Annotated in this window: 13 protein-coding genes; 5 read left to right on the top strand and 8 right to left on the bottom strand. The window is 60.2% G+C overall.

The features are described 5' to 3' along the window. Window positions 1-17: 17 nt before the first annotated feature. On the top strand, window positions 18-590 hold the full coding sequence (locus AC1DHT_RS00370; protein ID WP_054594631.1) for a xanthine phosphoribosyltransferase: 573 nt from the start codon (window positions 18-20) through the stop codon (window positions 588-590). 129 nt (window positions 591-719) lie between these two features. Here the strand turns inward: AC1DHT_RS00370 and AC1DHT_RS00365 are convergent, their stop codons facing one another. From AC1DHT_RS00365 to dadA, 6 genes are all read right to left on the bottom strand, one after another. Further along, entirely contained in the window at window positions 720-2,642 is a 1,923-nt protein-coding gene (locus tag AC1DHT_RS00365) for an acetyl-CoA hydrolase/transferase C-terminal domain-containing protein (RefSeq protein ID WP_427538916.1), read from the bottom strand. A gap of 134 nt (window positions 2,643-2,776) precedes the next feature. After that, window positions 2,777-3,193 carry a c-type cytochrome gene (locus AC1DHT_RS00360; protein ID WP_019694257.1) on the bottom strand — a complete coding sequence of 139 codons (417 nt, stop codon included), beginning with the start codon at window positions 3,191-3,193 and terminating at the stop codon, window positions 2,777-2,779. A gap of 183 nt (window positions 3,194-3,376) precedes the next feature. After that, on the bottom strand, window positions 3,377-3,925 hold the full coding sequence (locus AC1DHT_RS00355) for a cupin domain-containing protein (protein ID WP_019694258.1): 549 nt from the start codon (window positions 3,923-3,925) through the stop codon (window positions 3,377-3,379). 127 nt (window positions 3,926-4,052) lie between these two features. Beyond that, complete coding sequence (gene alr / locus AC1DHT_RS00350) at window positions 4,053-5,126, bottom strand: alanine racemase (RefSeq protein ID WP_427538919.1); 1,074 nt, start codon at window positions 5,124-5,126, stop codon at window positions 4,053-4,055. 91 nt (window positions 5,127-5,217) lie between these two features. Beyond that, window positions 5,218-5,571 (bottom strand): RidA family protein, encoded by a 354-nt coding sequence (locus AC1DHT_RS00345; RefSeq protein ID WP_216744350.1) that lies wholly within the window; start codon window positions 5,569-5,571, stop codon window positions 5,218-5,220. Further along, on the bottom strand, window positions 5,543-6,847 hold the full coding sequence (dadA, locus tag AC1DHT_RS00340; RefSeq protein ID WP_427529615.1) for a D-amino acid dehydrogenase: 1,305 nt from the start codon (window positions 6,845-6,847) through the stop codon (window positions 5,543-5,545). Before dadA ends, AC1DHT_RS00345 begins: the two co-directional genes overlap by 29 nt. 156 nt (window positions 6,848-7,003) lie before the next feature. On the opposite strand from dadA, the gene AC1DHT_RS00335 reads away from it, so the two are divergent. Then, window positions 7,004-7,492 (top strand): Lrp/AsnC ligand binding domain-containing protein, encoded by a 489-nt coding sequence (locus AC1DHT_RS00335; protein WP_003206849.1) that lies wholly within the window; start codon window positions 7,004-7,006, stop codon window positions 7,490-7,492. A gap of 168 nt (window positions 7,493-7,660) precedes the next feature. Here AC1DHT_RS00335 and AC1DHT_RS00330 read toward each other — a convergent pair whose 3' ends face one another. After that, entirely contained in the window at window positions 7,661-8,014 is a 354-nt protein-coding gene (locus tag AC1DHT_RS00330; protein ID WP_145014159.1) for a YkgJ family cysteine cluster protein, read from the bottom strand. 149 nt (window positions 8,015-8,163) lie between these two features. Between AC1DHT_RS00330 and AC1DHT_RS00325 the strand changes: the two genes are divergently transcribed. Further along, window positions 8,164-9,477 carry an NAD(P)/FAD-dependent oxidoreductase gene (locus AC1DHT_RS00325; RefSeq protein ID WP_427538924.1) on the top strand — a complete coding sequence of 438 codons (1,314 nt, stop codon included), beginning with the start codon at window positions 8,164-8,166 and terminating at the stop codon, window positions 9,475-9,477. Between the two features lie 143 nt (window positions 9,478-9,620). Here AC1DHT_RS00325 and AC1DHT_RS00320 read toward each other — a convergent pair whose 3' ends face one another. Then, entirely contained in the window at window positions 9,621-9,866 is a 246-nt protein-coding gene (locus AC1DHT_RS00320) for a DUF1127 domain-containing protein (protein ID WP_427538927.1), read from the bottom strand. Between the two features lie 178 nt (window positions 9,867-10,044). On the opposite strand from AC1DHT_RS00320, the gene AC1DHT_RS00315 reads away from it, so the two are divergent. Together AC1DHT_RS00315 and AC1DHT_RS00310 are read left to right on the top strand one after the other, a co-directional pair. Next, window positions 10,045-11,475 (top strand): aminotransferase-like domain-containing protein, encoded by a 1,431-nt coding sequence (locus AC1DHT_RS00315; RefSeq protein WP_427538930.1) that lies wholly within the window; start codon window positions 10,045-10,047, stop codon window positions 11,473-11,475. A gap of 87 nt (window positions 11,476-11,562) precedes the next feature. Next, window positions 11,563-13,128: a phospholipase D family protein gene (locus AC1DHT_RS00310; protein ID WP_427538933.1), complete on the top strand. Its 1,566-nt coding sequence runs from the start codon at window positions 11,563-11,565 to the stop codon at window positions 13,126-13,128. The last annotated feature ends 31 nt before the right edge of the window (window positions 13,129-13,159 follow it).

Raw genomic sequence — 13,159 nt, 5'->3', positions numbered from 1 at the left:
CAATAGAGGAAGCTGTTGTGGAAGCACTGCACAAGAAAATTCGCGAAGAAGGCATCGTGCTTTCCGACCAGGTCCTGAAAGTCGACGCCTTTCTGAACCACCAGATCGACCCGCAATTGATGAAGCTGATCGGCGACGAATTCGCCACGCTGTTCAAGGACTCGGGGATCACCAAGATCGTCACCATCGAAGCATCGGGCATCGCTCCGGCGATCATGACCGGTCTGAACCTCGGCGTGCCGGTGATCTTCGCCCGCAAGCACCAGTCCCTGACCCTGACTGAAAACCTGCTGTCGGCGAGCGTTTACTCGTTCACCAAGCAGACCGAAAGCACCGTGGCCATTTCTCCACGTCATCTGACCAGCAGCGACCGCGTGCTGATCATCGACGACTTCCTGGCCAACGGTAAGGCGTCGCAGGCGCTGATCTCGATCATCAAACAGGCCGGTGCCACCGTGGCAGGCCTGGGTATCGTGATCGAGAAGTCGTTCCAGGGCGGCCGCGCCGAGCTGGACGCGCAAGGCTACCGCGTCGAATCCCTGGCCCGGGTCAAATCCCTGGCCGACGGTGTCGTGACCTTTATCGAATAACCCGCTACACCACATATCCCCTGTGGGAGCGAGCCTGCTCGCGATGACGGAGTGTCAGCTGGCATCAATGTTGACTGACACGGCCCTATCGCGAGCAGGCTCGCTCCCACAGTTGTTTTGTGTGAATGGTTAATACGCGGTGGCCTTCAGGCCTGCCAGCAGCAACCGCTGATACACGTCCTCCTTCAATCCCTCAGGCTTCGTCAGTTGCATCCGCTCCAGATGAACCGGGTACTCCGAGGGTTCCGGCGCATCCAGCGCGGCCTTGCCCAGTTCGAGAATTTCGGTGAGTTTGAACTTGCTCTTGAGCCAGTTCAGCGCCCGCAACAAGTCCCGCTCTTCGCTGCTGAAATCACTGCCCAACGGATACTCTGGAAACAACCGGGGGTGCCGCGCAGCAATTGCCTGCAAGCGCTGCGGGCTGTTGTCGGTGAAACGCGGATCGAGGCGAAAATCCTTCGGCAGTTTGCCGGCCTTCTGCGCCTGTTCGATCAAGCCAGGCTGGAAGCGTGAATCGCTGATGTTGAGCAACGCTTCGATCACCTTGGCGTCGGTCTTGCCGCGTAAGTCGGCGATGCCGTATTCGGTGATCACAATGTCGCGCAAGTGCCGGGGGATCGTGCAGTGGCCGTACTCCCAGACCATGTTCGAGCTCACTTCACCGCCCGACTCACGCCAGCTGCGCAGGATCAGAATCGAGCGCGCGCCTTCCAGCGCATGGCCCTGTACGACGAAGTTGTATTGTCCGCCGACACCGCTGAGCACCTGCCCGCCTTCCAATTGATCAGCGACTCCGGCGCCGAGCAAGGTCATGGTGAATGCGCTGTTGATGAAACGCGCATCCAGGCGCTGCAAGCGCTTGAGCTCTTCCTGGCCGTACAGCTCGTTGATGTAACTGATGGCGGTCATGTTGAATTCAGCGAGCTTGCTGTGGGGTAATTCCCGCAACCGCTGATAGAAACTACGCGGCCCAAGGAAAAAACCACCGTGTATCGAGATGCCGCCCACTTGAGCCGACTCATCCAGGGTCCCGGCATTGGCGTGCTGTTGCAGGGCAACGCTCGGATAAACCTTGCGCCGCACGATCCCGGCATCGGACAACGCCAGCAGACCGTTGACGAACATCTCGCTGCAACCATAAAGCCCCTTGGCAAAAGGCTCCACGCCGCCTTCACGGCTAATCAGCGGTGCCCAGTAATGCGCATCAAGGTCCGTCAACAGCGCACGATAACCGTCGTTATCCGCCTGCCGTGAGAGCAACGCGGCGGTCAGCGCATCGCCCATGGCGCCGATGCCGATTTGCAGGGTGCCACCGTCTCGCACCAGGGTGCTGGCGTGCAGGCCAATGAAGTGATCCTGAAAGCCCACCGGCATGTTCGGCGTGGAAAACAGCGTGCTGCCCTCCTCCTCGTCGATCAGCAAATCGAACGTCTCACGGTCGACTTCCGAGTCTCCCGGCATGTATGGCAGATCCCGGTGGACCTGGCCGAGCAGCAGAATGGTTTCCCCGGCAGCGCGACGCTTGGCGATCATCGGCAACAGGTCGAGGGTGATGTCCGGGTTGCAGCTCAGGCTGAGTCGCTCCGGCTGCTGTGGATCATGGGCCACCAATTGCGCCACCAGGTTCAACCCGGCGGCATTGATGTCCCGGGCGGCGTGGCTGTAGTTGCTGCTGACGTAGTCCTGCTGCGCCGACGCGCTGTGCAGCAAGCTGCCCGGCTGCAGGAAAAACTGCTCGATGTGAATGTTCGCCGGGAGGCTGTCACGGTGCAGGTCGGCGAGAAAATCCAGCTCGGGATAGTCGCCAAACACTCGCTCGACGAAGGGTTCCAGAAAGCGCCGCTGCAAGCCGTCGCCCAATGCCGGACGACCCAGGCTCAACGCGGTGTAGACCGTCAGCTGCCGCTCGGGCAACTGGGCGATGCGCTGATACAGCGCGTTGACGAAGCGGTTGGGTTTACCCAGCCCCAGCGGCAAGCCGAGGTGTATATGCGCTGGCAAACGTGCGAGCACATCATCGACTGCCTGTTCGATTGATACCGACTGCACCATCAGACCCTCCCGACCTGTCCATGAATTGAGGTCGGTTCGAGCTTGCCGCGTCCTGATCGCGATGACCAGTCTCGAGGTCAAATCCCGGGTACAAAAAAGCCGCTCGCAAGCGGCTTTTTCACTGAAGACGGGGCTTATTTCAGGCCGGACATCTTCTGGATGGCGCCTTCAAGGTCTTTCACTTCGCAGTCGCTGCAAGTGCCTTTTGGCGGCATCGCGTTGAGACCTGTCAGCGCTACTTTCGCCAGGCCAGCAGCAGTGCCGCCTTCTTTGTCGGCGCGTTTTTTCCAGTCTGCAGCATCACCGATTTTCGGTGCGCCCAGCAGACCCGTGCCGTGGCAAGCATTGCAATGTTTGGCAATGATTTCATCGGGAGTCTTCGCTGCACCGCCGCCTACCGAGGCAGCGACTTCCATCCCCTTGCACTCCTGGCCTTGTACACAGACCTGGCCGACGGGCTCAAGGCGCTTGGCGATATCGTCAGTGGTCGACGCTTGAGCGCTGACTGCCCAAAGGGCCAATACGGTTGCTGGTGCGGCCAGCATTTTCATAATTAGATTCACGCGTACACCCTCAATGGTGGCTAGTCACGCCCACGGCCACGGTTTCGCAGGCGGGCGCAAGTATAGCGGTTAGCCCGCCACACTGAAACAACCCTAAAGTCCAAGGGGTATTAAGTCGTGGCGAAATACAGCATGGGGCGACTCGCAAAACCTTGCCGGACGCCTCTTTTCCTAGAAATTCGCCGGTGTGGCTGCGCTGATTAGTCGCGCAGGCGCATCAAACGGATTACGGAAACGGTGCGGTTTGGTGCTTTCGAAATAGTAGCTGTCCCCGGCCTCGAGCACGAATGTCTCGAGCCCGACCACCAACTCCAGCCGACCTTCGAGCAGAATCCCGGTTTCCTCGCCCTCATGGGTGAGCATCTCTTCACCGGTATCGGCGCCTGGCGGGTAGATCTCGTTGAGGAACGCGATAGCACGGCTCGGATGGGCCTTGCCGACCAGTTTCATGGTTACGGCGCCATCGGAGATATCGATCAGCTCATTGGCCTTGTAGACGATCTGCGTCGGTTTTTCCTGAAGAATTTCTTCGGAAAAGAACTCGACCATGGACATGGGGATGCCGCCAAGTACCTTCCTCAGCGAACTGATCGAAGGGCTGACGCTGTTTTTCTCGATCATTGAAATGGTGCTATTGGTAACGCCTGCCCGCTTGGCGAGCTCTCGCTGGGATAGACCTTTCAATTTACGGATCGATTGCAGTCGTTCACCGACGTCCAATGCATTAGCCTCCCAGGATTCAGATTGTGTGGATAGTGAGCGTTATCATGGCGACAGCGTTCAGTATTTACAACACTTGGGTCTGAATCCTGTTTGGCAAAGCGACTTCCGGTCTCGACTGCCTGCCTCAGCTCCCGGAATAGAGCCGTGGCACGCGCCGCAGGTTGCAGAAGATCTGGTAGGGAATGGTCCCGGCAGCCATGGCGACGTCGCTGGCGAGGATGTTTTTACCCCACAACTCGACGGTAGAACCAAGGCCGGCCTGCGGCACATCGGTCAAATCGATGCAGAGCATGTCCATCGACACCCGTCCCAACAGCTGGCTGCGCTGCCCGGCCACCAATACCGGCGTGCCGGTAGGCGCCTGACGCGGATAACCGTCGGCATAGCCCATGGCGACCACGCCGATGCGCATCGGCTTCTGGGTGATGAACTTCGCCCCATAGCCCACCGGTTCACCGGCCGGCAGTTCGCGCACGCTGATGACTTTCGATTCCAGGGTCATCACCGGCTGCAGGCGCGCCGCCACCGGATTGGCTTCTTCGAAAGGTGTCGCGCCATAAAGCATGATGCCCGGACGAACCCAATCGCTCGGCACCTGCGGCCAGCCCAGCACCGCCGGCGAGTTACACAAGCTGACCTGCGCCGACAAGCCCTGGCGCGCCGCTTCAAACACCGCAACCTGCTCCGCCGCGCTGCTGCTATGCAGTTCGTCGGCACGCGCAAAGTGGCTCATCAGCACGATCTTCGAGACCTTGCCGCTGGCCAGCAAGCGTTGATACGCCGCCTGATAATCCGTGGGATGCAGGCCAACCCGGTGCATGCCCGAATCAAGCTTGAGCCAGACCGCGATCGGCTTGCTCAACACGGCTTTCTCGAGCGCTTCAAGTTGCCACAGCGAATGCACCACGCACCAGAAATCATGCTCAACGATCAGCGACAGCTCATCGGCTTCGAAAAAGCCTTCGAGCAGAAGGACCGGCGCACGAATACCGGCGGCGCGCAGTTCCAGGGCTTCTTCGATACAGGCCACGGCAAAACCATCCGCCTCGGCCTCCAGTGCCTGGGCACAGCGCACCGCGCCATGGCCATAGGCATCGGCCTTGATCACCGCGAGGGCACGCGCGCCCGAGACTTCACGGGCCAGTTGATAGTTATGACGCAGGGCTTGAAGATCGATCAGGGCACGGGCAGGACGCATGGCGGCAGACTTCTAGGCGGTCATGAGGAAGAAAAAACCGGCGCTGACTGACGGCGTGAACCGCCAGCAGCACCGGGAGAGGGATCTTTGCTTAAGGCAGAGCAGCCACTACAGACAACTCAACCAGGATTTCCGGTTCGCACAGCTTGGCTTCGACCGTCGCACGGGCCGGCGCGACGTTCTTTGGCAACCAAGTGTCCCAGACACTGTTCATGCCCTCGAAATGGGCATCGATGTCTTTCAGGTAAATCGTCACCGACAGCAGTTTGGTCTTGTCGGTCCCGGCCAGATCCAGCAAACGCTCGATGTTGGCGAGGGTTTCACGGGTCTGCTGTTCAATCCCGGCACTCATGTCGTCGCCGACTTGCCCGGCCAGATACACGGTACCGTTGTGGACAACGATCTGGCTCATGCGCTCATTGGTGAGCTGGCGCTGGATTGACATGCTTTTCAGACTCCTTTGGGGTGTTGCCATAACGGGAAATATCGAGGCCTTCGGCACTGATCTGCGGCGTTTTCTTCGCCATCAAGTCGGCCAGCAAGCGGCCGGAGCCACACGCCATAGTCCAGCCAAGTGTGCCATGACCGGTGTTCAGGAACAGGTTCTTGAACGGAGTGGCACCAACAATCGGCGTGCCGTCCGGAGTGGTCGGACGCAGGCCGGTCCAGAAACTCGCCTCGGCCAGGTCGCCGCCCTGAGGATAAAGATCGTTGACGATCATCTCCAGCGTTTCACGTCGACGCGGGTTCAGCGACAGGTCAAAACCGGCTATCTCAGCCATGCCGCCGACACGAATCCGGGTGTCGAAACGGGTGATCGCAACCTTGTAGGTCTCGTCGAGAATAGTCGATGTCGGGGCCATCGCCGGATTTGTGATCGGCACGGTCAGCGAGTAGCCCTTGAGCGGGTACACCGGGGCCTTGATGCCCAACGGCTTGAGCAACTGCGGCGAGTAGCTGCCGAGCGCCAATACATAGCGGTCGGCGGTTTCCAGCTTGCCGTCGATCCATACGCCGTTGATCCGGTCACCGGCGTAGTCGAGGCGCTGAATGTCCTGGTCAAAGCGGAATTCCACGCCCAATTTCACGGCCATTTCGGCCAGGCGCGTGGTGAAGATCTGGCAGTCGCCGGTCTGGTCGTTCGGCAGGCGCAAGGCACCGGCGAGGATATCAGTCACGCTGGCCAGCGCCGGTTCGACCCGGGCAATGCCGGCGCGGTCGAGCAGTTCAAAGGGCACGCCGGACTCTTTCAGGACCGCGATGTCTTTTGCCGCGCCATCGAGCTGCGCCTGAGTGCGGAATAATTGAGTGGTCCCCAGGGTGCGGCCTTCGTAGGCAATGCCGGTTTCAGCACGCAGCTCATCGAGGCAGTCACGGCTGTACTCGGACAGACGGACCATACGCTCCTTGTTCACCGCATAACGGCTGGCGGTGCAGTTGCGCAGCATCTGCGCCATCCACAGGTATTGGTCGATATCGGCGGTGGCCTTGATCGCCAGCGGTGCGTGGCGTTGCAGCAGCCATTTGATAGCTTTGAGCGGCACACCCGGCGCGGCCCACGGCGAGGCATAACCCGGCGAGACCTGGCCGGCGTTGGCGAAACTGGTTTCCATGGCAGCCGCCGGCTGACGGTCTACAACCGTAACTTCAAACCCGGCCCGAGCCAGATAGTAGGCACTGGCGGTACCGATGACGCCGCTACCCAAGACCAGAACGCGCATTTTCGTATCCCTCATCGCGGCTTACCGCTGACGTTTGTTGTTCAAATCACAGATGTGCGCAGTGTAAAAAACATTTGCCAGTGCTTTTCACTATATAAGCGCCTATATTTGGCGACAATTCTCGGCAAAATCCCTTTTTACGGAGGCGCATCCCCTATGCGGACCAATACTCAGACCAAGCGTGAGCTGGACAAGATCGACCGTAATATCCTGCGCATCCTTCAGGCAGACGGGCGGATTTCGTTTACCGAGCTAGGGGAAAAAGTCGGGTTGTCGACCACACCCTGCACCGAGCGGGTGCGACGCCTGGAGCGTGAAGGGATCATCATGGGCTACAACGCCCGGCTCAACCCGCAGCACCTCAAGGGCAGCCTGCTGGTGTTCGTCGAGATCAGCCTCGACTACAAGTCTGGCGATACCTTTGAAGAGTTCCGACGCGCCGTGCTGAAACTGCCACACGTACTGGAATGCCACCTGGTGTCAGGGGACTTCGACTACCTGGTGAAGGCGCGGATTTCCGAGATGGCCTCGTACCGCAAACTGCTGGGCGACATCCTGCTCAAATTGCCTCACGTGCGTGAGTCCAAGAGCTATATCGTGATGGAAGAAGTGAAAGAGAGCCTGAACCTGCCGATTCCGGATTGAGGTCAGATCTGAGGAAATGGTCGTCTAGACGGACGCCATCGCGAGCAGGCTCGCTCCCACAGTAGATTTTCAGTGGGCACTGTTTTGTGTACGGCAAGGCCCCAATGTGGGAGCGAGCCTGCTCGCGATTGCAGTCGACTCGGTCGATCTGAAATGAACACAGCATTACTAAACCAGCACCTGCCGGGTGCTGGCCATGTATTCATGGATCTGCTTCTCGACCCGAGGGTGAATCAACTCCACCGGGCGGCGACCGTTGGGGCATGGCAAGGTCTTCGTGGTGCCGAACAGCCGACAGATCAACGGCCGCTCGTCATACACCGTGCAGCCATCGGGGCCCAGGTGCACGCAGTTCAGTTCGTCCATCGCAGCGTCCTGCTCGGCCCTGGTCTTACGCGGCAGGCGCGACATTTCTTCTGGCGAAGTGGTTACCGGACCACAGCAGTCATGGCAGCCGGGCACGCACTCGAACGAGGGGATTTGCTGGCGAAGAGCGCGGATTTTCTGACTGTTGCAGCTCATCGAAGCGAGTACCGGGAAAGTGAACACGGTGGGATTTTGCCCTAAAAGCCTCGCGCCAGACAGCATTAGCCGACCAGTGTTGCCCACCCCGAAAGGCCCGGCTTATGCTCCGTAAAATTTACTAAACACACGAAACCCGGATGACGCACATGAACGCCCGTGTTCAGCAACCTGCCCCGAACAACCGGCACACCGCTTCTTACTATGCCGCCAGCAGCCTGCCGCTGCCCGATTATCCGGCGCTCAAAGGTGAACTGCTGGCGGACGTGTGCGTGGTGGGCGGCGGGTTTTCCGGGCTGAACACCGCAATCGAGCTGGCTGAACGCGGCCTCAGCGTGGTGCTGCTCGAAGCGCGCAAGATCGGCTGGGGCGCCAGCGGGCGCAACGGCGGACAGCTGATTCGCGGCGTCGGTCATGGCCTCGATCAGTTTACCGAGGTGATCGGCACCGACGGCGTCCGTCAGATGAAGCTCATGGGCCTGGAAGCGGTGGAAATCGTCCGGCAACGGATTGCGCATTTTCAGATCGCCTGCGACCTGACCTGGGGTTACTGCGACCTGGCCAACAAACCTCGCGACCTTGAAGGTTTCGCCGAGGACGCGGCCGAACTGCGCAGCCTCGGCTATCGATATGAAACCCGGTTGCTGCAAGCCCATGAAATGCACAGTGTGGTCGGTTCCGATCGCTATGTCGGTGGCTTGATCGACATGGGTTCCGGGCATCTGCACCCGCTGAACCTGGCCTTGGGCGAAGCTGCCGCGGCGCAGCAACTGGGCGTGAAACTGTTCGAACAATCGGCCGTGACCCGCATCGACTATGGCAGCGAGGTCAAGGTCCACACCGCGCAAGGCTCGGTCCGCGCCAGGACTCTGGTGCTGGGCTGCAACGCCTACCTCAACAACCTGAACCCCGAGCTCAGCGGCAAAGTGCTGCCCGCCGGCAGTTACATCATCGCCACCGAACCCCTGAGCGAAACTCAAGCCCACGCATTACTGCCGCAGAACATGGCGGTCTGCGACCAGCGAGTGGCGCTGGACTACTACCGGCTCTCGGCGGATCGGCGCTTGCTGTTCGGCGGCGCCTGCCACTATTCCGGTCGCGATCCGTCGGACATCGCCGCCTATATGCGACCGAAGATGCTCGACGTCTTCCCGCAACTGGCCGGCGTGAAGATCGACTATCAATGGGGCGGGATGATCGGCATCGGCGCCAACCGCCTTCCTCAGATCGGCCGGCTCAAGGACCAGCCGAATGTGTATTACGCCCAGGCCTATTCCGGCCATGGGCTGAACGCCACCCACCTGGCCGGCAAGCTGCTGGCCGAAGCCATCAGCGGCCAGCAAGGTGGGGGGTTCGATCTGTTCGCCAAGGTGCCGCACATTACCTTTCCGGGCGGGAAGTATTTGCGGTCGCCGTTATTGGCGCTGGGGATGTTGTGGCATCGGATGAAAGAGTTGGCCTGAAAGCTGGCCTGCGTTCTTACCGGCCTCATCGCGAGCAGGCTCGCTCCCACAGGTATCTACAGTGAACACACATTTTGTGAGCACCAGTGATCAATTGTGGGAGCGAGCCTGCTCGCGATTCGATCGAGAGGGCGCCATCACACTCAGATCCGCCAAAAGGGTTTGAGCCCCTCCTCCCGCGCCTCTGCACGACTCAACCCCACATCGCGTAACTGCTCGGGCGAAAGCTCAAGCAAGGACTTGCGCGTGTGCAGACGATGCCAGAACAGTCCCCAGCGACCGAGGCCGGACGGGGCATTGCGCATCGTTGACGCGCGCATGCCCTTTTCCTGCCCAGCCTCCAGTTCCCGACTGTGTAACGTCAGCCGCACATCGCTCAAGCCGTTCATTTTGATTGCTCCTGTTTACTTGGATCGCCAGAGACTCCATGATGCGCGGACCGGCAAAACCGTTACAGATTCAAAGGATGTGTATTACCTCAATACAGATTTACCGTTTTAGCGACTGAATCCTGTATTTTTGCCAAATCTGTACTGGTCCACTGAATCTATTCACCGAGACTGAACCATGACCCTTTACGTCAACCTCGCCGAATTACTCGGCACACGTATCGAACAGGGCTTCTACCGTCCGGGTGACCGACTTCCGTCAGTACGGGCACTGAGCGTCGAGCACGGAGTCAGCCTGAGCACGGTGCAGCAGGCTTATCGGGTGCTGGAAGACAGTGGTCTGGCAATGCCGAAGCCGAAATCCGGCTACTTCGTTCCGGCCGGGCGCGAGCTGCCGGAGTTGCCGGTCGTTGGCCGCCCGGCCCAGCGCCCGGTGGACATTTCCCAGTGGGATCAGGTGCTGGAGCTGATTCGCGCCGTCCCGCGCAAGGACGTCGTGCAGCTCGGTCGCGGCATGCCGGACGTCAGCACGCCGACCATGAAGCCTCTGCTACGAGGGCTGGCACGGATCAGCCGGCGGCAGGACATGCCCGGCCTGTATTACGACAACATCTACGGCACCCTCGAACTGCGCGAACAGATTGCGCGCCTGATGCTCGACTCCGGCTGTCAGCTGAGCGCCAACGACCTGGTGATCACCACCGGCTGTCACGAAGCGCTGTCCACCAGCATTCGCGCGATCTGCGAGCCGGGCGACATCGTGGCCGTCGATTCGCCGAGCTTTCACGGCGCCATGCAGACCCTCAAGGGGCTGGGCATGAAAGCCCTGGAGATTCCCACCGACCCGATTACCGGGATCAGTCTCGAGGCGCTGGAACTGGCGCTGGAACAGTGGCCGATCAAAGCCATACAGTTGACCCCCAACTGCAACAACCCACTGGGCTACATCATGCCGGAGGCACGCAAGCGGGCGCTGCTGACCCTGGCACAGCGCTTCGACGTGGCGATCATCGAAGACGATGTGTATGGCGAACTGGCCTACACCTACCCTCGTCCCCGCACGATCAAGTCCTTCGACGAAGACGGCCGTGTCCTGCTGTGCAGCTCGTTTTCCAAGACCCTGGCACCGGGGCTGCGCATCGGCTGGGTCGCGCCGGGCCGGTATCTGGAGCGGGTGCTGCACATGAAATACATCAGCACCGGCTCCACCGCCCCGCAGCCACAAATTGCGATTGCCGAATTCCTCAAGGGCGGGCACTTCGAACCGCATTTGCGGCGGATGCGCACGCAATACCAGCGCAATCGCGACTTGATGCTCGACTGGGTCAGCCGCTACTTTCCCGCCGGCACCCGTGCCAGCCGTCCGCAAGGCAGCTTCATGCTGTGGATCGAACTGCCGGAAGGTTTCGACACCTTGAAACTGAATCGTGCGCTGATCGACCAAGGCGTACAGATTGCTGTCGGTAGCATTTTTTCCGCCTCGGGCAAGTACCGCAATTGCCTGCGCATGAACTACTCGGCCAAACCGACACCGCAGATTGAAGAGGCTGTGCGCAAGGTCGGCGCGGCAGCGATCAAGCTACTGGCAGAGCATCACGAGGACAAATGACGCAATCAATCGACGCTTGAGCATTCACGGAGCATTGCCAAATGCCGTGCCATACTCCGGGTCCTGCCCATTCGCGGAAACTCCGATTTGCGCTCCAGACAAGCCCTGCTTTTTCTGCTGCTCGTCTCGCTACTGAGCGGCTGCACCTCTCTCGCCGTGCACCACAAGCCGAGCCAGACGCTGCCAGCGGTGGACTCCTCCTTCGGGCGTTCGATCCAGGCACAGGCTGCGGCGTATCAGGGCCGTTCCGGTTTCCGCCTTCTGTCCAACAGCAGTGAGGCCTTCATGGCGCGTGCCGAGCTGATTCGCAATGCACAAAGCAGCCTCGACTTGCAGTACTACATCGTCCACGACGGTGTCAGCACACGATTGCTGGCGGCAGAGCTGCTCAAGGCTGCCGACCGCGGCGTGCGCATACGCATTCTGCTCGATGACACCACCAGCGATGGCCTGGACCAGATCATCGCCACCCTTGCTGCGCATCCGCAGATTCATATTCGCCTGTTCAACCCGCTGCACCTGGGCCGCAGCACCGGGCTGACCCGCACCATGGGGCGGCTGTTCAACCTGTCACTTCAGCATCGGCGCATGCACAACAAGCTGTGGCTGGCGGACAACAGCGCAGCCATTGTCGGTGGCCGTAATCTGGGCGACGAGTACTTCGATGCCGAACCCGACCTGAATTTCACCGACATCGACATGCTCGGCATCGGTCCGGTGGCCGAGCAGCTCGGGCACAGTTTTGACCAGTACTGGAACAGCGCCCTGAGCAAACCGATCGATGAGTTTATCTCGAGCAAACCCACGGCAAAGGATCTGGCCAACACCCGATTGCGGCTGAAAGAGTCGCTGGAAGGCACCCGACAACAGAACCATGCGCTGTACCAGCAACTGAAGATTTACCAGACCCATCCACACTTGGATATCTGGCGGCGCGAATTGATCTGGGCCTGGAACCAGGCATTGTGGGACGCACCCAGCAAGGTGCTGGCCAAGGACGAGCCGGATCCGCAACTGCTGCTGACCACCCAACTGGCACCCGAACTACAAGGCGTCAGTAACGAGCTGATCATGATCTCGGCCTATTTCGTCCCAGGCCAGACGGGGCTGATCTACCTGACGGGACGCGCGGATGCCGGGGTTTCCGTCAGCTTGCTGACCAACTCCCTGGACGCCACCGACGTGCCGGCTGTACACGGTGGCTACGCGCCTTACCGCAAGGCGTTGCTGGAACATGGCGTGAAGCTGTTCGAGCTGCGCCGTCAACCCGGCGAGCATGGAGGCAGTGGTCCGAACCTGTTCCACAGCGCCGCCTCCCGTAGCTCTGATTCCAGCCTGCACAGCAAGGCGATGATCTTTGACCGGCAAAAGGCGTTCATCGGCTCGTTCAATTTCGATCCGCGCTCGGTGCTCTGGAACACCGAAGTCGGGGTGTTGGTGGACAGCCCGGAACTCGCCGAACAGGTTCGCGAACTGGCCCTGCGAGGTATGTCACCGGCCCTGAGTTACGAGGCCCGGCTAGAGAACGGCCGGATGGTGTGGGTCACTGAAGACAACAGCCAGCCACACACCTTGACCCGAGAGCCGGGGAGCTGGTGGCGACATTTCAACGCCTGGCTCAGCAAATCGGTGGGACTGGAGCGGATGCTCTAAGCACTACATCCCCTCCGCGCCATCACACGAT

It is taken from the genome of Pseudomonas sp. 05N432, assembly GCF_056396945.1.
This window is presented reverse-complemented; position numbering and strand designations above follow the sequence as displayed.

Excerpts from the sequence above, each read along its gene's own strand:
- AC1DHT_RS00325 (WP_427538924.1), top strand. The coding sequence starts at position 8,164 with ATGAACGCCCGTGTTCAGCAACCTGCCCCGAACAACCGGCACACCGCT.
- AC1DHT_RS00315 (WP_427538930.1), top strand. The coding sequence starts at position 10,045 with ATGACCCTTTACGTCAACCTCGCCGAATTACTCGGCACACGTATCGAA.
- alr (WP_427538919.1), bottom strand. The coding sequence starts at position 5,126 with ATGCGTCCTGCCCGTGCCCTGATCGATCTTCAAGCCCTGCGTCATAAC.
- AC1DHT_RS00345 (WP_216744350.1), bottom strand. The coding sequence starts at position 5,571 with ATGTCAATCCAGCGCCAGCTCACCAATGAGCGCATGAGCCAGATCGTT.
- AC1DHT_RS00330 (WP_145014159.1), bottom strand. The coding sequence starts at position 8,014 with ATGAGCTGCAACAGTCAGAAAATCCGCGCTCTTCGCCAGCAAATCCCC.
- dadA (WP_427529615.1), bottom strand. The coding sequence starts at position 6,847 with ATGCGCGTTCTGGTCTTGGGTAGCGGCGTCATCGGTACCGCCAGTGCC.
- AC1DHT_RS00320 (WP_427538927.1), bottom strand. The coding sequence starts at position 9,866 with ATGAACGGCTTGAGCGATGTGCGGCTGACGTTACACAGTCGGGAACTG.
- AC1DHT_RS00335 (WP_003206849.1), top strand. The coding sequence starts at position 7,004 with ATGCGGACCAATACTCAGACCAAGCGTGAGCTGGACAAGATCGACCGT.
- AC1DHT_RS00365 (WP_427538916.1), bottom strand. The coding sequence starts at position 2,642 with ATGGTGCAGTCGGTATCAATCGAACAGGCAGTCGATGATGTGCTCGCA.
- AC1DHT_RS00360 (WP_019694257.1), bottom strand. The coding sequence starts at position 3,193 with ATGAAAATGCTGGCCGCACCAGCAACCGTATTGGCCCTTTGGGCAGTC.